Genomic DNA, 21,423 nt, shown 5'->3' with positions numbered 1-21,423 from the left:
TACAATTTTAATTGTTATTGTGGGATGGGCGTCCCGCCCGTCATGAGTGGACGGGCGGGACGCCCATCCCACTTTCATTGTGGAAGTTATTTAATTCTCATTCCTTAGTTGAAACAATGAATATATTAAAAAAATTCGTAAAGTTAAATTTATTAGGTCTCCGATAATTGGCAAAAAAAATGATAATAAAACCAGAAAAATTAGGCGGAGATAAATTTTTAGGGCTGGGATTTTTCAAGCATTCCCAGTGCTGCGAGTCAGATATGCCGAATGTGCGCTAAAGAGCGATCGCACAAAAACTGGCGCAGTTGCACACCGATCGCCTCCAGAGAAAAATGAGTTTCCACCCGAATGCGAGCGCGCTTACCCAACTCCCGCCCCCACGCCCGATCGTCTAAAACCCGACCGATCCCCCCTGCCAAAGCGGTTGCATCCTCACGGGGCACAACGATCCCGCCGTCAGCTTCGCCCCCCTCGAAAATATCAGGCACTCCAGGGGCGTCAGCAGCCACAACGGGCAACCCGCAAGCCATCGCCTCCAGCGGTGCAACCGGAAACCCCTCATGCCGAGAAGGCAAAGTATAAACGTCAGCAGCCGAGAGGTACTGTCGCATCAAAGCGCGATCGCGCACATATTCATTCACCCAAACAATGCCCGAAAGCTGCATCTGAGCGATTCGCTGGCTCAATTCCTCCGCGTCGCTACCAGTCCCCACCAGCAACAGCCGCAAATCTCGGTTGGGGCGATCGCGACAGATCCCTTCCCAAGCTTCCAGCAATATATCTAACCCCTTGCGGCGAATCTCAATCCGCCCGTGACAGGCGACAATTTCAGCGTCACCGGGAAAACCCAGCAGTTGCCTAGCTTCAGCGCGATCCATTGGTTGCCACAGTTCCAAATCCAGCGGGTTAAAAATGCGGGCAATCTTGGCTGTCGGCACGCCATAGCGACTTTGCACGCGCTGTACCTCGGTTTGCGAAGCAATAATTAAACCCGCGCTCGCTTTGAGGGCGATCGGGCGCGACAAACCTTCCCAAGGACTAACCTGAAAATCGCCCCCCTGAAACGTGGCAAAAACAGGCAGCCCCATCCGCCACCCCAACCAAGTGCAAGCGTCGAAGCGCGGGTACTCGTATTCTTGGCAGAGAATCGCTTGGCAGTTTTCCCGTCGCAGTTCTGCCGCCAGCAACCCCAGCGGTGTAGCCAGATAAGGAGTAACGCTTTTCACCCCTGCCAACATCAGACGGCCCAGGCCTCGAACCTCTCCAAACATATCCTGAACCGTCCACCCTTGAGGGTTAACCATCTGGCGACGGACAGCTTGGTAAAGTTGAGGTGCGGGCAGGGTGCAGATTGTTGCACCTGTGTCTTTGTGGGTGTAGCGCACGGGTTCAGCCACGCTACCAGAGATGCAGAATAACACTGTCCGCACCCCTGCCCGCCGCAGCGCCTCAATGTAGCCAAACATCCAGCCCCCCGTCATTTCGTTGCAGAAAGCTTCAAAGGAAACCCCGATGGTATCTAAAAAATCTTCGATTAAATCGCCCCAGTGCAGGAGGGCGATCGTTGGTTCTGGTTGGAAATTCATAAATTTTATGGCTTCTGCCAAGCTGATGCTGTTTCCGTTCCCAGGGAATCAGGTTTATGCAGCCAATAGCTTACCCAGGTTACAGGACTCAGGGCAGTACAGAATAATAAGCGTATGAGGGCAGGCAAGCGAGAGAAAGCAAAATCATGGCAGACTACTGTCAGGGGATTGATAAAAGTAGCAGAACTCTGGTAAGGCAAACCGATTAAATCCCTCAGTTGATCGATCCTATAGCCGCGCCGAACGTGACCCCATTCTGCCATCACCTCTGCTTCAGGCGGACAGAGCGGTTTCATCACGCCGTAGTAGGGAAAGCGCCAGTTCTCATTGGGACTGCTCACTAATAAAAAACCCTTGGGTTTAAGCACTCGCAGCGCTTCAGATACAGCTTTTTGGTGGTCGGGAATGTGTTCGAGAACGTCGAACATCGTCACTGCATCAAAGGACTCATTTTCAAACGGTAAATTGGTCGCGTCGCCACAGATGAAGCGTACTTTTTCCTGCAGGTTGCAAGGAACATTTGCATATTTAGGATCGAGGTCAATGTTAGTAATTTGCGCTTGCGGATAAAGTAAAGACGTTAAGCCTCCTTGACCTCCTCCTACTTCTAAAATTTCTTTAAAGGGCATATCTGGGGAAATGCGGTGAATTGCCCGCATCTTTTCTCGGTAAAAGAATCCCAGGGTCAAGGGCTGACCGAAAGGGTTGCGGGCTAAGAAATTGCCCAGCTTTTCTTTATGCGTCTCAAATTTTTTGGTCTCAACAACTGTTGCCATAATCTTCCTCTAATTGGAAAAACTATTGATCCTTCTTTACACGATTTTTGAGGTAAAAGCTGACTCCCGCAAAGCAACCTAATACCTCTGCCAATAGCGTTCTATTAATCCCTTTAAATCCGGTCAAAAGACCGATTAAAAATCGTTTCACATAATAGAGAGGTAAAATGATGAATAAGCGAAGCAAGTTCCCCCAGTGCTTGTAGCGCCCAAACTGAATCAAAAGGGCCGCGATGTGACCCCGCATATATTGGTACATCTGATGTTTCAAGCTATCGAGATCGCCCCGGTGATAGTGATAAACAACAGGGGTCGGATCGTAGTAGCAAATCCACCCTTCCGCCAGCACTCTATACCATAGCTCTGAATCTTCACTGCACCCAGATGCCCCTGCACCCAAGCGTTCGTCAAAGTCTCCTAGTAACTCAAAAGCTTCACGCCGAAAAGCCATATTTGCTCCTGCACCAATGCGCCAAACGGGAGCGCCTAGGTGTTTCGTATCCTTAAAAAATTCAGCGTCAAAAGTCAGAGATCGGTATCCCCAACCAAAGCCCGTATCACCTTTTTGGAATATTAATTGGGCTTCTGTTTCGAGTTCAGCAGGCAGGACGAGGCCGGTTACAGCGATGATCTTGGATTCGCGGAAGCTTTGTGCAATCCTGGCCACCCAGTCAGGGTGAACGATCACATCGTCATCGGTAAACGCAATAATGTCGCCTGTACAGTGGCGGATGCCAGTATTGCGGGCGATGCTTAAACCAGGGCGAGGTTCTAATACATATTTGACTCCAGGGATCTCGGCCACCAGTTGGCGGGTGGCGTCTGAACTCGGAGCATTATCAATCACGATAAGCTCATGAGCAGGTTGGGATAAATTTTGCAGGGATTGCAAACATCGCGCCAACTGTTCTGGCCGATTTCGAGTGCCGATTACGACAGAAACAGATGCGCTGCTAGTCTGGTTCAAGCGTTCCTGCAGCTTGGCCAGGGGTTGCTCTAAGGCAGTCAGGGCATGAAACTCAGGGGGCTGGTGCCACGCCCGATTTTTTTTGTAAACTTCAGGCAAAGGCGCTTTAAAACCTTGCTCTAGCAGGTGGCTACCGACTGCAGGCGCGATCGCCAGCGCCGCTAGATTCGCTAGTTGTGAAGCCGAGATTGGCAACTGATCCTCTAAAATCTCCCGTTCGCCAAGGGGGATATTATGCCACCAAAACACTACATATATTCCGGCGTAGTTGGAAATCAAGGGCAATTCAGGAATATTTTCGCTCAATTCGACATTGAGAACTTTCCAAGGCTTGCTCACAGAAATTACCTCAAGAAATATTATTTATGAGCTGTTTAGCCAGCTAATTTTGCACGCCCCAATATCAAGCTGCGTTCTTCTGGGCTCATGCGAACCACACGGCTAATTCCGGCCCACTTACCACGGACAAAACTCCCATTTATCTCCACTTCCGCTGGATTCATCCGCCCCAAAGCTGCTCTTAAAGATTGAATCAGGACATTTTGGGAAGCTTTCACCGCATCGATAATAAATTTCAACAGCCAATCTCGATAAGAACCAGACCAGAGAAGAGAATCCCCCAAAACTTGAGAGGTTCCTAGACCATAGTTAATGTCGATCAAGTATTTTTGAGAAGTACGCCTAGCCGGAATAAAGTGTCTTAACTGACAGTCGGGAGTGTACCACAGGTCGTATCCTGCTCCGTAAATCCGCAAAGCGATTTCCACATCTCCCCCTGATATGAGCTTAGTTCCGATGCGATCTTGAAGTAACGGTTTATCTATCCAGCCAGTATGAGCGAGGGCTGCTCTATTCAGAACTAATCCTGCTCCCACTAAACAAGATTTTTTTTGGGGTTCTGTACCGTGTTCTTGTTGTGCGAAGGAGTACCCATAATTCAATACATATTTGGCTGGTAGAGTTTCCCAATCTAAAATTACTCGACCGCCAAAAGCGCCGCAGTCGGGATGAGCCGCTGCAAATCTAACAGCTTGTTCCACCCAATTTTCTGCCAGGAAGCAATCGTCATCTACAAAAGCAATCCAATCAGCAGTTGTATTTTTAACGCCACAGTGGCGGGCATAGGTTAATCCTTGCTGTGTTTCTGATACTGTAGAAAGCTGGGGAATTTGCCCCATCACTCGATATTTTTCGACAATTTTCTGCGTATTATCGGTGCAATTATTGTCAACTACTAAAACCCTCCACTCTAGGTTGGGTGAAACTATTTGTTGGGAAATAGCTGAGAGAGCTTTGTCTAAAAGGGGAGCATTGTTATAAGTACAAATTACGATATCGATCGGCGGAAGCTTACTCATATTTAACTATTCTTCCCTGCATTCAATATGAAACATATCTCTGAAAAAACTCTCCTAATTTTAGGCAAATTGCTGCCTAATTTTTTCAATTAGTTTTAAAGAGCGGGGATATTCCCCAAACAGACCTACAACACCGCCCCACAACTCGGCTAGAATCATGGGCGGAGGCAATACATGGCATCCTCTGACACTTTGTTGCAACTGATTTAACTGATTGGCAAACCACCAGGCTACAAGCCAGCGCAATTTCGAGCGTTGGCTCGGATCGGTCTGATAAGATTTTACGACAAAAGCCATAAAACCTAAACCCCACGTCCAATACTGGCGGCGCAATTTTTCATATTCCCGACGGTGTTGGTGAAACACCAGATAGCGAGGCTCATAGACGAGGGGATAGCCAGCGCGAACAACTCGATAAAACATATCTAAATCGCCACCGCCGGGGAGAGGCGCACCTGTATCGAGTGCATCATCAAATCCCCCTAATTTCAGTAGAACATCTCGGCGAAATGCCATATTGCAACCAGCTCCAAATATGCCAGCCCCACAGGGGTATAAGGGATTATAGGGCAAGATTTGACCATAACGAATTTTTTCAAAACCGCGTCGAAAGCCTCCTCTGCTTTCAAATAAAATTTGGGCTTCAGTCACTAACTCATAAGGCAGCACTAACCCTGTAAAACCGCCAGCATCAGGATTTTCTGCCCAAGCTTCCCTCAAGCCTTTGAGCCATTGGCGATCGGGCGTGACATCATCGTCAAGAAAGGCTAATAGTTCGCCCGTTGCTTCCTGCAAGGCGCGATTGCGAGCGAAGTCTAAACCGGGTTTTGGTTCCCGGCCATAGCGAACTCCTGGTAGAGAGTCTACCAATTCCTTCGTTCTTTCATCTGAAGGTGCATTATCAATTACTAACACTTCAAAGTAAAGCTTTTCACCCAAAATAGGTGTTTGCAACTTGAGTAAATGTTGCAGGCACCGCGCCAAGTTGTCCGGCCGATCTTTCGTACAAATTGCTACTGTCAGCGGCGGAAAGGGATCGCCATTTTCGGCAGGAGTTAGCTCTTCTCTAATCGATTCCTGAAGTAACTTAATGCCAACCTCCCGTTCAATGATTTTAGCTAAATCTTCAGGAGAAAGGACGGTCTTGGGAGGAAGAGGCTGCATGATCAAACCAACAGCTTTATCTTTGCGCCGCACAACTAAGGCAATTCCTGTATCCTCCTCAGAAATTATCAGATTTGGGAGGGGCTGTGTCACTTCAATGTCAAGGATGGGATAAGGCATAAATAATTCACCAACTTACTCTTAGTTTTTTACTTAGTTTTGTACGTTACGGTGTTGCAAGTGATAAAGCTTGGCGAAGAGGCCGTCGAGTTTCAGCAAATACTGGAGGTTGCCTTGTTCGATCGCCCTGCCATTTTCCATCACAATAATTTTATCCGCATTTTCTATCGTCGATAAGCGGTGAGCAATGACAATGACGGTACGATCCTGGCTGAGCGTATTGAGGGCATCCTGAATCAAGTTTTCGGCAATACTATCCAGAGCATTCGTTGCTTCATCCAGAATTAGAATATCTGGGTTGCGGACAATCGCCCGAGCGAGGGCAATGCGCTGCCTTTGCCCGCCAGAAAGGCGAACGCCGCGATCGCCCACTTTCGTGTCATACCCTTCCGGCAGTTGGCTGATAAAATCGTGAGCATTGGCAAGTTTTGCCGCCTCAAAAATTTCTGCCTCGGTTGCTTCTAAACGCCCATAGGCGATATTATCCCTCACCGTCCCGCTAAAGATATGGACATCTTGGCTGACAATCGCAATTCGTTTCCGCCAGTCCATTAAATTAAGTTCTTTTAATGAGCAGTCGTCAACATAAATTCCTCCTGACGTTGGCTCATAAAAGCGGCAGAGGAGGCTGATGATCGTAGATTTTCCCGCACCCGATGGCCCCACTAAAGCAGTCGTTTGGCCGCGTTTGAACTCGACGGAGACAGCCTCTATTGCCGGCCGATCTTCAGGATTGTAAGTTAAGGAAACTGACTCAAAATAGATCGCCTGCTTCAGCTTGTCAAAGGGAACTGTACCAGAGCGGATGTAAGGTTTATCCGAAGTGTCTAAAAAAGACATTACCACTTCAGCAGAACAGGCGGTAGAGACTAAACCTAACCTCGCGATATCTAGTTGTTGCACCTGCGGTTGCAAGCGGTAGAGGATGAATAAAAAAGTCAGCAGCGTTGGCATAGCTGACTGGTTTTGCAGGAGGGCGATCGCCAAAATTGCTAGCAGGAGGAGTGCGGAAAAAACTTCATAGAGCGGATTGATGAGCCCTCCCAGCATATCGAGTTGCAAAAAGGTGTTTCGCACCTGCAGGGAAGCGCGATCGAAGCGTTCTTGCTCGTAAGATTCCCGTCCAAAGGAGCGGATGGTTTTCATCCCCCCTAATCCCTCCCACATTCGGACAGCGAGCTGAGAATTGGCGTCTACTGCTTGCTGTGCCAGATGTTTGACTCGCCGCGTCACAAACTGGATGAACTGTGAGATGAGGAAGAGCGCTATACTGATAATTAAGGTGAGTTGCCAAGAGATGAGCAGTAACAGCGTCGCCAGGACAGTAATCGTACAAGCAGACGTAATCAAGTTAACAAACAAACTCAAAGCTTTGCTAGTCTGCCAACTCTCTGTTGCCAAAATATTCATAATCTTTCCCGATTCGCTGCGCTCTAAGAAAGAGTAGCTAACGGTTAAAGTTTGGTTAAAAATTTGGCAGCGCAATCGGTTGCTAATTCGCGAATTTAACCAAGCAAAAAGCAGAGAATTACTATAGACAATCAGGTTTTTGATGAGGATGCTGACTAAAATACAAGATGGAATGATTAAGGCGCGGTAGCCAGCAGGGACACCAGCGAATATCTGGTTCAGAGAATCAATGAAAGAATTGCCAGTTATAGCCTGAGCTTGTTCTTGCTGTAAAGTTTGCAAAAAGGGAATGAATAAGCTAATGCCAAAGCCGTCGGAAAGGGAAGCAAGCATACCCAAGGAAATCATTGCCGGGATAGCCCAAGGATAAAGCTTGAGGAGGGGTAGCAGAGTTCTAATAGCCTGAATTTCTTTTTTCATAAGACAACTCTGCCTTTGTCGGTGGCGTGGCGCTAATTTTTACTTAAGGGAGCGTGTCAATATTTGGTTGATTTCGCTGGACAAGGAGGGAAATTGACTGGTGAAAAATGTTCCCTATCGTTACCATGAATTCGATCTTTTTGCGCCGGAGCTCTACCAACACCTCCCGGCCCATCGGTGGGTTCTCAGAGTATGGCGTATCTTCTACTCTCACAGGTGCATCTAGAGCATCCTGATGTTTCCCAGACTGGGATAATAGGTTTAGAAGGCTCTTTCCCAATACTATGTAAAAGCCAGAACGTAATAAGGGTGAGATGCACTCAGTTTTTAAAGCTTGGAATAACCAAAAGAGCGCGGTGCGATCGCGGCCGTTGCGGCTGCTTTGGTTCGCTAAGTACAGCAAAAAATTACTGGTAGATAATCGGTGCAGGAAATCGGGAATTTCGGGATGCCGTTGCTTGGCCGCTTGCAGCATCAAAGATTGAGAATTCGCCATTGCCGTATAGTTGGTAGACATAGTGTTATACATTCTGCGATAGCCAATGGAAAATTCCGGCACGGCTCGAAATTGATAAAGCTCTGCTATCCGCAGGTATAAGTCCCAGTCTTCACAGCCTTGAGCATTCCTTTCCTTCAATGTCTTGTCATAAACCCCCACCTTTTCCAAACAACTGCGACGGATCATAGAAGCACTCGCGTTTCCTATAAAGTTGTGGCAGATTAGGGTGGCGTACACGTCACCTTCAATTCTAAAAGACCGGAATCCTCCTGTTAGCAATCCTTTTTCATCTAAGTCCACTGTCCACGAATAGACTACCCCTACTTCTTCCCCTCCCTCCAACATAGATTCAACTTGTTTTTCTATGTTTTCAGGATACCAAATATCATCGGCATCAATGGGGGCAATATATTCTCCTCTGGATTTCTGAATTCCTAAGTTTCGAGCAACAGCGACTCCAGAATTTGGCTGTTTCAGAAGCTGGACGCGAGAATCTTTTTGGCCAAATTTTTCGACAATTTCAGGAGTTCGATCTTGGGAACCGTCATCGACTACTAAAACTTCAATTGCTGGATAAGTTTGAGCTAAAACTGATTTCAGAGTTTCTTCAATAAATGGCTCAGCGTTGTATGCAGGGATAATGACTGAGACGAGAGGTAAAGTGGGAGATTTTTGAGAATCTGGCTGCATTGCTTTTTAACAAGATTTTTCATTTTTTTTTCTTTGTAGATTGGCATATCTACCTTACACTCGTCGCAGTCAGGACTTACACAGTCGCTGGAAGAGATAGCCGAGAAACCCCTAATAAAAATTGTACCGCCTTCTCTGTTCAACGTCAATGGTATATAGCACGTATCAATGAGTTGTGCAAAGCAAGAGAATGGTGATATACTACAACTAAAAGTTATATTCTAAATGATAAAAAGATGCTAGTCTGCCCACAGCTACTTCGTTCAGCAATGATTTTTATTGTTTCATTGATTACATAAATCCGTGTTCTGCTAAGAATTCGGGTGTAATTGTTCCTAAACTGTTGATTGCGGAATCTTCTTCCCAAGGTTCGGGATGGGATTTTGAGCCGCTGCGGAGAAATTTGGCGACATATTTGCCCAGAATATCTGCTTCTAAGTTTACTAAACTTCCTGGTTGCAAATAGCTGAGGTTTGTCTCACCAAAACTGTGGGGAATGACAGCAACTTCAAACCAATTACCGTCAGCATCGCAATCTGCCACGGTTAAGCTGATGCCGTTGACGGCGATGCTGCCCTTGGAAACGATGTAAGGTGCGATTTGACGTTGCCATCCCGAATTTGCTACAGGTGGGGCAGTAAAGCGCATATCCCAAGCGTTGGCGGTTTGGGTGGATGTCGCTAAAGTGCCGATCGCATCTACGTGCCCCGTCACAAAATGTCCCCCCAATTTGCTACCGGCGCGCAGGGAGGTTTCTAGGTTCACCAAAGCATCGGGGAATGATCCCAGAGTTGTGCGCCGGAGGGTTTCTGGGGAAGCGACGGCGACAAAACCCGTCGCAGGCAGAACTTCCACTACCGTCAAACAGACTCCATCCACGGCTACGCTGTCCCCAATGGCCAAATCTTGTAAAATTAGGTAGGAGTTGTTTGAGGTACAGGAAATTTGGAAATAATCGTTGCCTAACGACTTCAGCTTTCCGAGAGATTGAATCAGTCCTGTAAACATAAGTATTTTTCCTTAGTCGATCGCCTATTTACATCAAACCACAGTCACAAACCAGACGCAGGAGGTTTTGCCGTCCCCCTGTCCCCCGGAGTCAATCGAAAATCTAAAATCTAAAATCTAAAATCGATAGTCCCAGATCAGTTGCAGATTCAGGCGAAGATCGAGTCATACTGGATTTAGGTCATCTTTATGTCCGAGTTTTCTACCGCCTTGCAGTTTCTTAATTCTGTCAGTAACCCAGCCCTAAAACCAGGGACTGAGCTTGTAAGAGCAATCGAAGCAAGCTGTGCTGACGGGCCTCAGCCTTAACTGGCTACGTTATTTGAGTCACGACACCGGAGAATGCGACGCTAGTTTTCCGCTCTGTCATTTGCAATTAAACAGTCTTAAGGTAACAGAGACAGTGTTGCAAGTCTAACAAGCTCTCATAACATTGACCGACAAGCGAACATTACCCCGAAAGGGAGCCGGAGACAACCATATCTCCAAAGAGGGGCAACCATACCCCTCTACCCCCGAAAGGGGAAAGGGGATTCAAGGTGGTGGTCACTCTCGCGTAGTCGAATGTGTTGAAACCGCCCATGTTGTTTCCCTCTCAGGACTAAAGTCTCTGAGTTTCCCACTTACCGAGTATTTTTATGATTGAAATGAAAGTCGCTGGAATTGCCTTAGATGCAGCCACGCGCAGTCCTATTGTCCTATTGAGAGACGCTACTGAGCGACGGGCTTTGCCTATTTATATCGGTCAGGAGCAAGCAAAGGCTATTATTAGCGCGATCGAAGGCCACAAACCTCCTCGGCCCTTAACTCACGATCTGATGGTCAATTTTTTAGAGGCATGGAGTCTTACCTTGGAGCGCATAGTTATTCACTCGCTGCAAGATAACACGTTCTATGCCGTGCTGATCGTCCGTCAGGGAGAAGTTAAAAAAGAGATCGATGCCCGACCTAGCGACGCGATCGCCCTAGCCTTGCGAACGAATAGCCCCATCTGGGTGATGGAAGAAGTCGTCGCCGATGCTTCGATACCTGTCGATCGAGATGCTGATGAGGCCGAACGCCGGGCATTCCGGGAATTTATCTCAAACCTCCGTCCAGAGGATTTGATTAAGAGAAGCGGCTTCAGCCCAGGCGAAACTTCCTAAACTTTATGCGCTATCGACGGTTTGGCAAAACGGAGTTGCACCTGTCTGTATTTTCCTTGGGAACCATGCGCTATTTGGCTTCTGAGGAAACTGCCTGTCAGACTGTACAAGAGGCTGTGTCTCAGGGAATCAATCACCTGGAAACGGCTGCAGGTTACGGTTGCAGCGAGGAATATCTTGGCGCGGCCCTTTCGGCTGGTTTGTCTGTCGATCGATCGCGCCTCCACGTCACTACAAAAATTTCCCCAACCGAGGATGCAGCAGCAATGGAACGCTGCATCGACGCATCCCTCAAACGCCTGAATTTAGACTATATCGATTGTCTGGCAATTCACGGTTTGAATACTTGGGAACATTTGGCTTGGGTGCGATCGCCCACAGGCTGCATGGAAGCTGTACGCAAAGCCCTGGCTGACGGTCGCATTCGGCACGTCGGCTTTTCGACTCACGGGCCTCTGGATCTGATTTTGGCTGCAATCAATACAGATTTGTTTGAATTTGTCAATCTGCATTATTACTATTTTTTTCAGCGCAACGCCCCGGCAATTGAACTCGCCAAAGACAAAGATATGGGCGTTTTCATCATTTCCCCGGCAGATAAAGGAGGGCAACTCTACACGCCCCCAGAAACTCTCGCACAATTGTGCTCGCCTTTCTCGCCCTTAGAGTTGAACTATCGATTTTTACTCAGCGATACGAGGATTGGGACTTTGAGTGTGGGCCCTGCAAATCCGACAGAATTAGAGCAACCCCTGAAATATTGCGATCGCGACTTTCCCCTCACCAACGCCGAAATCGCTGCGTTCGATCGGCTAGAATCGGCTATTGCAGCCAGTTTGAAGACCGACAAATGCAGCCAGTGCTATGCCTGTTTGCCTTGCCCGGAAAACATCAACATTCCCGAAGTATTGCGACTCCGCAATCTCGCCGTCGGGTGCGACATGACTGACTTTGGCAAATACCGCTACGCCATGTTTGAAAATGCCGGACACTGGTTTCCCGGCAACAAAGGCAACCGCTGCACCGATTGTGGCGAATGTTTGCCCCGGTGTCCCGAAGAGTTAGACATCCCAACTTTGCTCAAAGATACTCACCAGCGACTCGGGGGCAAAGCAGGCAGGCGGTTGTGGGACTGAAAAAAAGGTGATGAAGGCAAAAGGCGATCGAGCATATCTAAGTTTTGCAATAATTAGGCTAAACTTTGGTTTAAGTAAATTTACGATACAGTTGATGGAAAATTACTTAGTCTGGCGACTGTCTGCAAGAGCATCCCGATTTTGCAAAAAGCGTTTTCAAAGGAGTGCGAGCATCCTGCACAGCCAAGCCTATATCTAAGCGCAAGCACTCCTTTGAAAGCCATCATTGGGATGCTGCGAACAAACTTTCAATAGGAACCGACAGTATATGTAAAAACAGCTAAATAAGATAATCTGATTAACACCTAGAAACTGATTTCTGTGAGCATACCCCAGTCATTTTCTTGCTTGGTTGGCGCCGACGAGAGGCAACAATTTTAGGATAATATCATGTGCGATCGATTAACCATAATATCCCGGTCGGAGCGGGTTTTTGAGATTGTCAATTATTGGCAGGTATTGTTGGTGAGGGAAACCCCTACAAAAACCGCGGTCGCTCAACCGGACATGATATGAGTGATTAACCGAACTCGATATAAAATCTAAAATCGTTCAACTGATCGCTCACGCCGAAATCTAAAATCTAAAATCTAAAATCTAAAATCTAAAATCTAAAATTGATTACCTTCCAGATTAATTTATCGCCTGTCATCTATAACCGATTCAGCATCTACTATTATGGCTCATACTCAGTTAAACGACAGCCAGCAAAATTGTCTGCAGCAAACTAAAGTTGCGACTTCCGAAAGAAGATTGAAAGCAGCTTTCAAGCCGTCTACCTACAACTTATCTGTTACCAGAAAACAGCTAATCGGACTGCTGACTTTACAAACAATCTTGCCCGTGGGAATAACGGTAGCAGCACTGTGGTTAACATCGGCAATTGGAAGCAACGAACTGCAAAATCAAGCTAAATTAGAACTGAGCCTTAGTGAAATTAACTACAATCTCCAACTCGATCGCGCCGCCGACCGTTTGCAAAACTCCTCTGACAGTCAAACGATCGCCCAAATAGCCTTAGCTTACAACAGCGGCAAAAATTTATCATATTTGCAAAAATCTGTCAATCAAATTCTAGAAAATCAAGTCAAAACAGGGGAAATAGACAGCGCGGCCTTAGTTGGAAAAAACAGGCAGATAGTGGTTAGCATAAACTCTAACCAGAAGGGAAAAACTTTTAACCTGCCAAAAATAGTCGATCGAGTATTCGCTGCAAAAAACCCAATTACAGCTACCGAAATCCTTGCAAAATCGGAAGTTCAGGAACAATTGGGATCTTTGCCGCCCGGAAAGGGCGATCGCCCTGTGCTCGTCCGCTACGCAGCAATTCCCGTAAAAGATCCAAAAACTCAGACAGTGATTGCTGCCTTAGTCTTAAGAAAAATTATCAGCCAAACGTCGGCAGTTGCTAGCAGCGAAATGCTCAACTTACAGGGCGGCGGATATCAGGCTATCTACACACTGCTGGCTGACGGCAAATTTGTCTTGGCAAGTTCGCAAGCAGTTACAAAAAACCAACAGTTACCAGACTTAAATTCCATAGACAAATCTCTCCTACAATCTGCACTCGCCGGTGGGGGCAAACCAGTCGCCGGAAACGTACAAACAGGCAGTCAAACTTATGCAGTAGCTGCCAAATCCCTCGGCAATTTAGCGGGAAAACCCGCAGCAATTTTAGTGCGGGGCATCCCCAAAACCTCGATCGCAACTTGGTGGGGCAACAACTGGCTGCTGGCAATGTCTGCGGCTGCCGTTGTCCCCTTCACCTTGGGCGTTGCAGTCACGCGCCGGATTGCCAAACCCGCTAACTCAGATTTATTAACAGCAGAGGGGAATTGGGCATTTAACTCCACCGCCGAACCGCAGCAGCGAGCTCGGAAGTTCGTTGGCGAAGCCCTCGAAGAGGATCGGATTTCCGACAATTTAAATTTCGGCGAATTCCCCGATTTATTTCCCAAAAAATCGAGTTTAAACGGTCAATTAGCGGTCGATTTTCGATATAAAAAAATTACCGGCGATGGCCCGTTAGCGTTAGCGAAGCGATCCGAAGGAAAGCCCGCCTCTACGGGGGCTACGCCAACGAAGAGGATCGCAAATCCCCAGATCCTGCTAACTTTCCAACCCCTAGAATTGCCCGCAAACTCCGTCTCAAATCAGTCGCGGCCGGCAAATACAGAACTAGAAAAAAGCGCGATCGCCTTAAATCTAGTCCAAGAAGCTTGGCAAGACTTAAATCGCCTCAACTGGGAATTGCAGCCAGAAATACTCGATTGCCAAAACACTCAAAAAGCCCTGCGAAAGAGCGAAGCACTGCTGCAAGCGATCTTAGACAACTCAACAGCAGTAATTTACATCAAAGACCTTGACGGAAAATACCTGCTCACCAACCGCCATTTTGACAATTTATTCGACATCGCCAAAGAGCAAATAACAGGGAAAACCGACGGCGATATTTTTCCCCAAGACAAAGCAGCAGCCTTGCGAGAAAATGACCTGAAAGTTCTCGAATCCTCCTCGCCCCTAACCATCGAAGAAATCATCCCTCAAGACGATGGCCCGCACACTTATATTTCTCTGAAATTTCCCCTCTGCAACTCCGAAGGTAAAGCTTATGCAGTCGGTACAATTTCTACAGATGTGAGCGATCGCAAACTTGCCGAACTCACCCTAGAAAAAGCCAAAGCAGAATTAGAAATAGAAGTCGAACAGCGCACCCTATTCCTCAAACAAGCCAACGAACTCTTGCAGTTTGAACTCGCCGCCAGAGTCCGCGGCGCCATCACAGTCAGACAAATGACCGCTCAGGTAGCCCGACACGCCAGAACAGTTGACGGCATTCTCGACGCTTCTCTTGACCTAATTTTTCTGGTAGATCGATCGGGAAAATACACTTACGTCAGCCGCACCGCCGCTCAAGCTGCAGGCATGAACCCCAGAGAAATGATTAGCAAAACCTGGCAGGAATTAGGCTGGTCGCCAACAATTATGCAGCGGGTTCACCAAGAATGCCACGGCATATTTGCCACAGCCGAGCCCGTGAAAGGCGAAGTAATTGTCCCCACCGCAAGCTGGGGAACCCGCGACTACGAGTACATTCTCAGCCCGCTTTGTGCCACAGACGGCAGCGTCGAAGCGGTGGTGGCGACACTGCGGGATATCACCGAACGCAAAGACGCTGAGGAAGCATGGCAGTTGGCTAAAGAAGCCGCAGAACTCGCCAACCGCGCCAAGAGTGCTTTTCTGGCAAATATGAGCCACGAGTTACGCACTCCTCTCAACGCGATTATCGGCTACAGCGATATGCTAGCGGAAGATGCCGAAGAGTTAGGCAACTTACAGGTAGTCTCGGATTTAGACAAAATTCGCACTGCTGGCAAACACTTGCTGCGCCTAATTGACGACATTCTCGACATTTCCAAAATTGAAGCTGACAAGATGGAGATTTACCTCGAAAGCTTTGATGTTGGAGGCTTAATTGAGGAGGTGGTAACAACTATCAAACCGCTAATGGATAAAAACGGCAATACTTTGCAAGTATTGAGTTCTGACAATATCGGCGCGATGCACGGCGATTTGATGAAAGTGCGGCAGGTAATGCTGAATTTGCTCAGCAATGCTGCTAAATTTTCTGCGAATGGGGCGATCGTGCTTACTGTCGAAAGAATTACCAGTGAAGAATTAAAAAATAAATATCAACCGAAAGTTGCTCAAATGTTAATTTTGGATGCAGATTTTTTAATTTTCCGAGTGACGGACACGGGCATCGGCATGACACCAGAACAGCAAGAGCGACTGTTCCAACCTTTTACTCAAGCGGACAATTCAACTACTCGCAAGTACGGGGGTACTGGTTTGGGACTGACTATCAGTCAGCGTTTTTGTCAGATGATGGGCGGCGATATTGAAGTTACTAGCGAGTTAGATTGCGGTTCTACTTTTACTGCTTGTCTGCCTGCTTCATTGTTTAGGCGATCGGAATTTTAACATGACAGTATCTACGGGAAATATATAAAAAAGAAAATACTAATTATGAAATACGATGTTGATACCCGCAGGCATGGCATTTTGACAAAAAGTTTATTTTTGTTCGCGATCGCCTGTTATGCGTGCCTCGGAGCCTTGCTCTGCGAGCAATCTGCGGCTTTTTCCCAGGAGCCTGTCTGCCCGACTGGCAGCGCTGCTAATTTCCCGTCGCCCCCGCTTTCGCAAACCGAAAAAAGCGTGCCGAGTCTGTGGTTAGCTCAAAAACTCTTTGGCGGAAAATTGCTCGATCGCTGGTTTGTCGATCCCGGCAATACTTGGGTAATTATCATAGTCAATCGCCAACTTTGGAGTTTGCTCGATTATATGGAACGCTATCAGTTTGTTAACCGCTTTGGCACTGTCGCCAACGATTATGGTTACAATGTGCGAGTTTGCAACCGTCAAGGCACTGCTTTGGCAGTTTATTCGTGCAAGGGCGATCGGCTTAACTGTCGGATTGAGTTAGAATCTCTCTCAAATCCAGGTCTTCGAGGCAAACTCAAAGGATTTTAGTAGGGTGCGTCAGTGGCGAGTTATGTTTTGGATAATCGATAAATCAAGACCTGACGCACCGTGCATTTTAGCTAACAAAATAACAGACAAAAAATGGCACTTCCTAAAAAAGCTTCACGTAGTATCACCATAAACGGGGAAAAATATCGTTGGCTTATTTCACGCGACGATTACGGCATTGGTTTGTACGTAGAGTTATATGAGAATCCTGCTCAGAAATTGACGACAGGTTTTTCTGATGATTATCAAGCTATTACGCCTGTGCTGGTACGTGAGGTAATTCTCCATGCCTTAGCACAAGGATACACGCCTCACAAAAAAAGTCAGGATTTTTGTTTACCTGAAAATTCACCCTTAGTAGTAGTTGAGAATCTAAGAGCTGACGCACCATACAGGTACAACTGGTGACTGACGAACCCTACAGTTAAAGGTTCGTCAGTTTTGATGATTTTCTCGGCGCTTTTGGGCTGGTGACTGACGCACTCTACATTTTAACTTCTCACTACTTGCCTAGTTTCTTGCCAGAGCGATCGATATTGCTGAATACCCGCAGCCCCAAACGGCAGCAGAAAGTCGCTAGCAGCAAGAATCTTAGCATCCGGCAACAACACAGAATTAGTGCGAACAGCTTCCGGCAAATTCTCGGGTTTCATGCCGACAATTATCGGCGAACTAGCTTTTGCGAGCAAAGATAATTGAGGAGCAACCCGAGGTTGTAAGCAAAAATCAATCCATTTGTCAACTAAAGAAACTGGATTCCCCGATGCTGGTTCTACCCACAAATCTGTCCAAAGTGCAGTTCCCGAAACCGGAACTACTAAAGCAATATCCTTTTGAGTTTGCAGCAGTGGCAGCAAGTCCCCAGAGGAACCTACTGCCAACCAAGTATCGCCTAAAATTAATGGTTGCAGGTAAGCGTCAGAACTATAAAGTTTAACTTGTTGGTGCAGATTTGCGAGTTCTTTTTTGAGATTTGGGACTTGATCTAATTGCTGCGTATTGTAAGATTTTCCGAGTTTTTTTAATGTTAAACCGATAACTTCTCTGGCACTGTCTGGCAGAGAAATTCGATCGCGTAATTCGACTCGCCACAAGTCTTTCCAATCTGTCGGAGTCCACCCCAAAGCCTTAAATTTGTCGGTTCGATAGGCAATTACCGTACTTCCCCAGCGGTAAGGTGCAGCCCACACTTTACCTTGAGGATCTAATTTACCCTCATCGTTGCGCCTGACGAGTTTTTGCCATCTTTCGGGCAATTGTGACCAATTAGCAAACTTACCAGGATCGATCGGCTTAATCAATTTTTGCCTAATTGCCAAAGTCAGCCAGTAATCTCCCAACATCACCAAGTTAGCTTGATTTTTTGATTCGGGAACCCGTTTCCACTCCTGCAACAGGGCGAATAATTCTTTTAATTGTCCTTCTTGCGTTACCTGCAAAAGCGGAGACGGTTGTACATCGCGGCTAAATTTGCTTACCAGTTGGGCCGGAATACCGTTTTTGAGCGATCGAATTTTGAGAATCGGCTTCGAGTCGCACCCTGCCGCCAATTGACTTAAAGTTAGGGTGGCGGCCCCCAATAGCAAAGACCTTCGTTTCACCTGTCAATCCGCTTTTCTAAATATTGACCCATCGTTTTGTGTTCTACAGCCGGGGAAATAATTGTTTGTCGAGTCCGGTAGTGGGCGCCGATTTGTCTTATTTCTTTTTCAAACACAGAGCCATTGTACTCGGTTCTGCTGCCAAGAGAGTCTGTTTGACCGAAAGCATCCAGGATACAATCCCCCGAATTTATCCATGGGATCAATTCTAAAATCTAAAATCTAAAATCTAAAATCTAAAATCTAAAATCTAAAATCTAAAATCTAAAATCGCGCAATCGATTGGCTCTTGCCCTGATTTTACCTTCTACATTGTCGATCGAGCTTTCCGATGCCGAAAACTCCGTCAACTTAACGCCTAATTTCTGTGCTGCAAGTTACTTTGAGCCAGTTTTGCTCGTCAGCCCGGTCGATCGACTGCATCTGTGTTACATTTTTTAATATAACGAAACAACGAGAGCGCTGCCATCTGCCGTTAGATGACGCTTTTTACACAACCGAAGTGAAAAAGTATTTTTATATCGGCGACAGATTAATAACTAAAAAAACTAAAAACCAATTTATCTAAATCCTGAAAGCACTAGCGAGAGCGAAGTCAATCTAATAGGACGCTCTGCCATCCGACTCTCAGAAACCCGACGTTTTATCTCTGATTCAAGGTTTGAACGAAGTATGGAGGTTAACCAACCCGGTTCCTGTGTCCAAGACTATGTAAAACCTAAAATCTAAAATCTACAATCGACTCACGAATGGCGAGCGATTATCTTCAGGCTGGCTCCCTAAATCTACCGTCAGAATTAGAAACACAACAATTACGTCAAAAATTAAATAATTTAGTGATAAATCCAAGTTATGTAAAGATTTACCTAAAATGTAAAGATATTAAGTTACGAGCCAAAGGATAATTGTATGGAAGCGCTCCGCCAGCAAGTTACAGTATTGAGCCAACAAGTCGAGGCCCTCTACAAACTCATAGAAAACCTCAATGAAAAGCTCTTGGAGTCGGCCAAGGAGACGAAGCTGACTCAGCAACAGAGAAACGATCGCTCTGGAACGCTAGGAAATGATCAAACCTCCCCCTATCAAAGCTACAGCAGTCTCGACGGCCTCCTCGAACACAAAGACATACTGTTAGATGACAGCTACTTCGACAAAAATTCTCAAAGCCTGGAAAAAGAGCTGAGCGCTGAGATTCAAATCCAGCGCTTAACAGCTCAGCTAACAGCAGCTTACAATCGAATTGCCGCCTTGGAAGAACAGTTGCTCTCCAAAAGAATGCACTCGCAACATCTAGGCGGGCCTAATTAAATATTGCTACCGGGTATCGGGTATTAATTTCAGAAAAAATACAATTTGCGTCGATTTATGCTCGTCTACTTATAGAGTGATTGTAGGGAGTTTTTGGTCTCGCACAAGTAGGATGGAAATAGCATATTAAGGCGAGATTTGGTATAGAAATAGCAATCCTCTTTGTTTGGTGAACAAGATTTTTTTTGATGAACCGCAGAGGGCACAGAGGGCGCAGAGAGAGAGCACAAAGAGCACAAAGAGCACAAAGAGCAGAAAGAGAGAAGTTCGCAAATCCGGGATCGATTGCTATAACTACGTACTTAATTTTTAACTTCACACCGCGAGGCTAAAGCTTCAACAGCGTGGAGGAGTTGAGTTGGAGTCCAATTTGCAGTCAAGCCACTGGCGATCGCACACGATCCCGCACCGACCCCTTCTTTAACATAGCCGCGATCGTAAGCTTGCAGTTGCCCGTAGCGAGAACCCGCAAAACTTAGCTGCGCGGCGAACAGAGGCACACCGCCGATATCATTAGCAAGTCCTACAGTGTCTCCTGTAGGGTCTTCGGCTACCCAGCGCGTAGTCCCCACCGCAACTTGTTCGGGACACCATAGCAGAGCATATTCACGGGCTAAGGCTTGCATCAAAGCGTATACTGCCAGCATTTGCGTACCCCCGGCCAGAAGCACCCCGCAAGTCCGACTCGCGGCGATCGCCATTCCCGCCACCGCTATTTGCATCGGATCGCCCACCGCCGCTACCAATTCTAGGGGAGTGCTGTTTTGTCCGTTAATTTCCCACTCAGCATTATTGAGTCCCGCTGTCACCGCAGCCAATTTTTGAGCGTGATTGCAGCGAGGATGAGAACTATTCACTTTGCCTGCCGCTGCAATACCCAAACCCATTAACACGCCCAAAGCAGTAGTCGTTCCCCCAACTACGCACTCCCCTAAAATTAAATAGCTGCCATTAGTTTGAGCAGCCAATTTAGCTCCCCAAATTAATCCTTGTTCGAGCAAATGTTTGACTGTTTCGAGTTCTAAAGCATTGCCAGAAATCAGACACTTTGCCGGAGTGCCGCCCAAATCAATTGCAGGTACGGTAGGTGGGAGGGGCAAACCAGCATTAAATAGGTAAAGCGGCAGTTCCAAAGCTTCGACTACAGCGCGAGATATCAGTACCGGCGAGGCACCCGCTTCTAGGGGCGGCAAAGGATATTGGGGCGACGGTTGGGGGCCGTTATACAAAAATTCTGCATCGGCTAAACAAGTAAATTGTCGATCGTGCGGGGTTGCTCCTGCTGCTGAAATCCCCGGAATTAAGCCTGTCGCGGTAAATCCTAACACGCAGGCAAATATCGGTTTTCGTCCTCGATAGCGATCGAGCCATCGCTGCCCCTGTTCAATTTCTGTATAAATACCAATCATAAATTAGTCATTAGTCAGTAGTCAGTAGTCATTAGTCAGCAGTCATTAGACCTCTGCAATAATTATTGTGGAACAGGCATCTTGCCTGTTCAAGACTTGCTTTGCAGGAGAGGTCTATTAGTTATTAGTCATTAGTTATTTAGTAGCCATTAGCAATTAGCAATGCCCGATGCCCCATGCCGCATGCCCCAGGCCCAATAACTACTCTTCTTGACACTCCCCTGGCTAAAGCCGAGGGGATTCTTGATTCGCAGAATCAACTTGCCGATGCAGAATTACTTCAACAT

General features: G+C 46.9%; 18 protein-coding genes. 7 read left to right on the top strand and 11 right to left on the bottom strand.

Annotated features, from left to right (window positions below):
* Positions 1-257: 257 nt before the first annotated feature.
* The 8 genes from QUA88_RS26965 to ribE form a co-directional block, all read right to left on the bottom strand.
* Positions 258-1,589, bottom strand: coding sequence for a glycosyltransferase family 4 protein (locus QUA88_RS26965; protein WP_333233308.1), 1,332 nt, complete (start codon positions 1,587-1,589; stop codon positions 258-260).
* A 5-nt stretch (positions 1,590-1,594) separates the two neighbouring features.
* Positions 1,595-2,365, bottom strand: a complete 771-nt coding sequence (locus QUA88_RS26960; protein ID WP_333263170.1) for a class I SAM-dependent methyltransferase — start codon at positions 2,363-2,365, stop codon at positions 1,595-1,597.
* A gap of 22 nt (positions 2,366-2,387) precedes the next feature.
* Positions 2,388-3,671: a glycosyltransferase gene (locus tag QUA88_RS26955; protein ID WP_333212103.1), complete on the bottom strand. Its 1,284-nt coding sequence runs from the start codon at positions 3,669-3,671 to the stop codon at positions 2,388-2,390.
* Between the two features lie 35 nt (positions 3,672-3,706).
* On the bottom strand, positions 3,707-4,690 hold the full coding sequence (locus QUA88_RS26950; RefSeq protein WP_333057979.1) for a glycosyltransferase: 984 nt from the start codon (positions 4,688-4,690) through the stop codon (positions 3,707-3,709).
* A 60-nt stretch (positions 4,691-4,750) separates the two neighbouring features.
* Positions 4,751-5,974 (bottom strand): glycosyltransferase, encoded by a 1,224-nt coding sequence (locus QUA88_RS26945; protein ID WP_333212101.1) that lies wholly within the window; start codon positions 5,972-5,974, stop codon positions 4,751-4,753.
* A gap of 33 nt (positions 5,975-6,007) precedes the next feature.
* Positions 6,008-7,804: an ABC transporter ATP-binding protein gene (locus QUA88_RS26940; RefSeq protein ID WP_333057981.1), complete on the bottom strand. Its 1,797-nt coding sequence runs from the start codon at positions 7,802-7,804 to the stop codon at positions 6,008-6,010.
* Positions 7,805-7,847: 43 nt separating this feature from the next.
* Positions 7,848-8,993 (bottom strand): glycosyltransferase family 2 protein, encoded by a 1,146-nt coding sequence (locus QUA88_RS26935; protein WP_333057982.1) that lies wholly within the window; start codon positions 8,991-8,993, stop codon positions 7,848-7,850.
* Between the two features lie 291 nt (positions 8,994-9,284).
* On the bottom strand, positions 9,285-10,001 hold the full coding sequence (gene ribE, locus QUA88_RS26930) for a riboflavin synthase (protein WP_333057983.1): 717 nt from the start codon (positions 9,999-10,001) through the stop codon (positions 9,285-9,287).
* A 638-nt stretch (positions 10,002-10,639) separates the two neighbouring features.
* On the opposite strand from ribE, the gene QUA88_RS26925 reads away from it, so the two are divergent.
* The 5 genes from QUA88_RS26925 to QUA88_RS26905 all read left to right on the top strand — a co-directional run bounded on the left by QUA88_RS26925 (position 10,640) and on the right by QUA88_RS26905 (position 17,226).
* Positions 10,640-11,146, top strand: a complete 507-nt coding sequence (locus QUA88_RS26925) for a bifunctional nuclease family protein (protein ID WP_333026715.1) — start codon at positions 10,640-10,642, stop codon at positions 11,144-11,146.
* Positions 11,147-11,151: 5 nt separating this feature from the next.
* Positions 11,152-12,282: an aldo/keto reductase gene (locus tag QUA88_RS26920; protein WP_333274793.1), complete on the top strand. Its 1,131-nt coding sequence runs from the start codon at positions 11,152-11,154 to the stop codon at positions 12,280-12,282.
* A 678-nt stretch (positions 12,283-12,960) separates the two neighbouring features.
* Positions 12,961-16,266, top strand: a complete 3,306-nt coding sequence (locus QUA88_RS26915; RefSeq protein WP_333274791.1) for a PAS domain-containing protein — start codon at positions 12,961-12,963, stop codon at positions 16,264-16,266.
* 45 nt (positions 16,267-16,311) lie between these two features.
* Positions 16,312-16,818 (top strand): hypothetical protein, encoded by a 507-nt coding sequence (locus QUA88_RS26910; RefSeq protein WP_333233316.1) that lies wholly within the window; start codon positions 16,312-16,314, stop codon positions 16,816-16,818.
* 93 nt (positions 16,819-16,911) lie between these two features.
* Positions 16,912-17,226, top strand: coding sequence for a hypothetical protein (locus QUA88_RS26905; RefSeq protein WP_333233318.1), 315 nt, complete (start codon positions 16,912-16,914; stop codon positions 17,224-17,226).
* 83 nt (positions 17,227-17,309) lie between these two features.
* Here QUA88_RS26905 and QUA88_RS26900 read toward each other — a convergent pair whose 3' ends face one another.
* Positions 17,310-18,419 carry an extracellular solute-binding protein gene (locus QUA88_RS26900; protein WP_333274788.1) on the bottom strand — a complete coding sequence of 370 codons (1,110 nt, stop codon included), beginning with the start codon at positions 18,417-18,419 and terminating at the stop codon, positions 17,310-17,312.
* Positions 18,416-18,625, bottom strand: a complete 210-nt coding sequence (locus QUA88_RS29585; protein WP_445243076.1) for a phycobiliprotein lyase — start codon at positions 18,623-18,625, stop codon at positions 18,416-18,418. The genes QUA88_RS26900 and QUA88_RS29585 overlap by 4 nt, the downstream gene beginning before the upstream one ends.
* Positions 18,626-18,701: 76 nt before the next feature.
* Between QUA88_RS29585 and QUA88_RS26890 the strand changes: the two genes are divergently transcribed.
* Positions 18,702-18,860, top strand: a complete 159-nt coding sequence (locus tag QUA88_RS26890) for a hypothetical protein (protein WP_333057988.1) — start codon at positions 18,702-18,704, stop codon at positions 18,858-18,860.
* Between the two features lie 468 nt (positions 18,861-19,328).
* Positions 19,329-19,727 (top strand): hypothetical protein, encoded by a 399-nt coding sequence (locus tag QUA88_RS26885; protein ID WP_242715966.1) that lies wholly within the window; start codon positions 19,329-19,331, stop codon positions 19,725-19,727.
* Between the two features lie 302 nt (positions 19,728-20,029).
* Here QUA88_RS26885 and cobT read toward each other — a convergent pair whose 3' ends face one another.
* On the bottom strand, positions 20,030-21,136 hold the full coding sequence (gene cobT / locus QUA88_RS26880) for a nicotinate mononucleotide-dependent phosphoribosyltransferase CobT (RefSeq protein WP_333057989.1): 1,107 nt from the start codon (positions 21,134-21,136) through the stop codon (positions 20,030-20,032).
* Positions 21,137-21,423: the final 287 nt, after the last annotated feature.

This window comes from Microcoleus sp. D3_18_C2 (assembly GCF_036702395.1).
Classification (GTDB): domain Bacteria; phylum Cyanobacteriota; class Cyanobacteriia; order Cyanobacteriales; family Microcoleaceae; genus Microcoleus.
The sequence above is the reverse complement of the archived record's forward strand: the minus strand, read 5'-3'. Positions and strand labels throughout refer to the sequence as shown.

What these genes read in the sequence shown, in the direction of transcription:
- QUA88_RS26915 (WP_333274791.1), top strand. Translation starts at nt 12,961, where the DNA reads ATGGCTCATACTCAGTTAAACGACAGCCAGCAAAATTGTCTGCAGCAA.
- QUA88_RS26920 (WP_333274793.1), top strand. Translation starts at nt 11,152, where the DNA reads ATGCGCTATCGACGGTTTGGCAAAACGGAGTTGCACCTGTCTGTATTT.
- QUA88_RS26885 (WP_242715966.1), top strand. Translation starts at nt 19,329, where the DNA reads ATGGAAGCGCTCCGCCAGCAAGTTACAGTATTGAGCCAACAAGTCGAG.
- QUA88_RS26950 (WP_333057979.1), bottom strand. Translation starts at nt 4,690, where the DNA reads ATGAGTAAGCTTCCGCCGATCGATATCGTAATTTGTACTTATAACAAT.
- QUA88_RS26910 (WP_333233316.1), top strand. Translation starts at nt 16,312, where the DNA reads ATGAAATACGATGTTGATACCCGCAGGCATGGCATTTTGACAAAAAGT.
- QUA88_RS26965 (WP_333233308.1), bottom strand. Translation starts at nt 1,589, where the DNA reads ATGAATTTCCAACCAGAACCAACGATCGCCCTCCTGCACTGGGGCGAT.
- QUA88_RS26945 (WP_333212101.1), bottom strand. Translation starts at nt 5,974, where the DNA reads ATGCCTTATCCCATCCTTGACATTGAAGTGACACAGCCCCTCCCAAAT.
- ribE (WP_333057983.1), bottom strand. Translation starts at nt 10,001, where the DNA reads ATGTTTACAGGACTGATTCAATCTCTCGGAAAGCTGAAGTCGTTAGGC.
- QUA88_RS26960 (WP_333263170.1), bottom strand. Translation starts at nt 2,365, where the DNA reads ATGGCAACAGTTGTTGAGACCAAAAAATTTGAGACGCATAAAGAAAAG.
- QUA88_RS26940 (WP_333057981.1), bottom strand. Translation starts at nt 7,804, where the DNA reads ATGAAAAAAGAAATTCAGGCTATTAGAACTCTGCTACCCCTCCTCAAG.
- QUA88_RS26925 (WP_333026715.1), top strand. Translation starts at nt 10,640, where the DNA reads ATGATTGAAATGAAAGTCGCTGGAATTGCCTTAGATGCAGCCACGCGC.
- cobT (WP_333057989.1), bottom strand. Translation starts at nt 21,136, where the DNA reads ATGATTGGTATTTATACAGAAATTGAACAGGGGCAGCGATGGCTCGAT.
- QUA88_RS26905 (WP_333233318.1), top strand. Translation starts at nt 16,912, where the DNA reads ATGGCACTTCCTAAAAAAGCTTCACGTAGTATCACCATAAACGGGGAA.
- QUA88_RS26935 (WP_333057982.1), bottom strand. Translation starts at nt 8,993, where the DNA reads ATGCAGCCAGATTCTCAAAAATCTCCCACTTTACCTCTCGTCTCAGTC.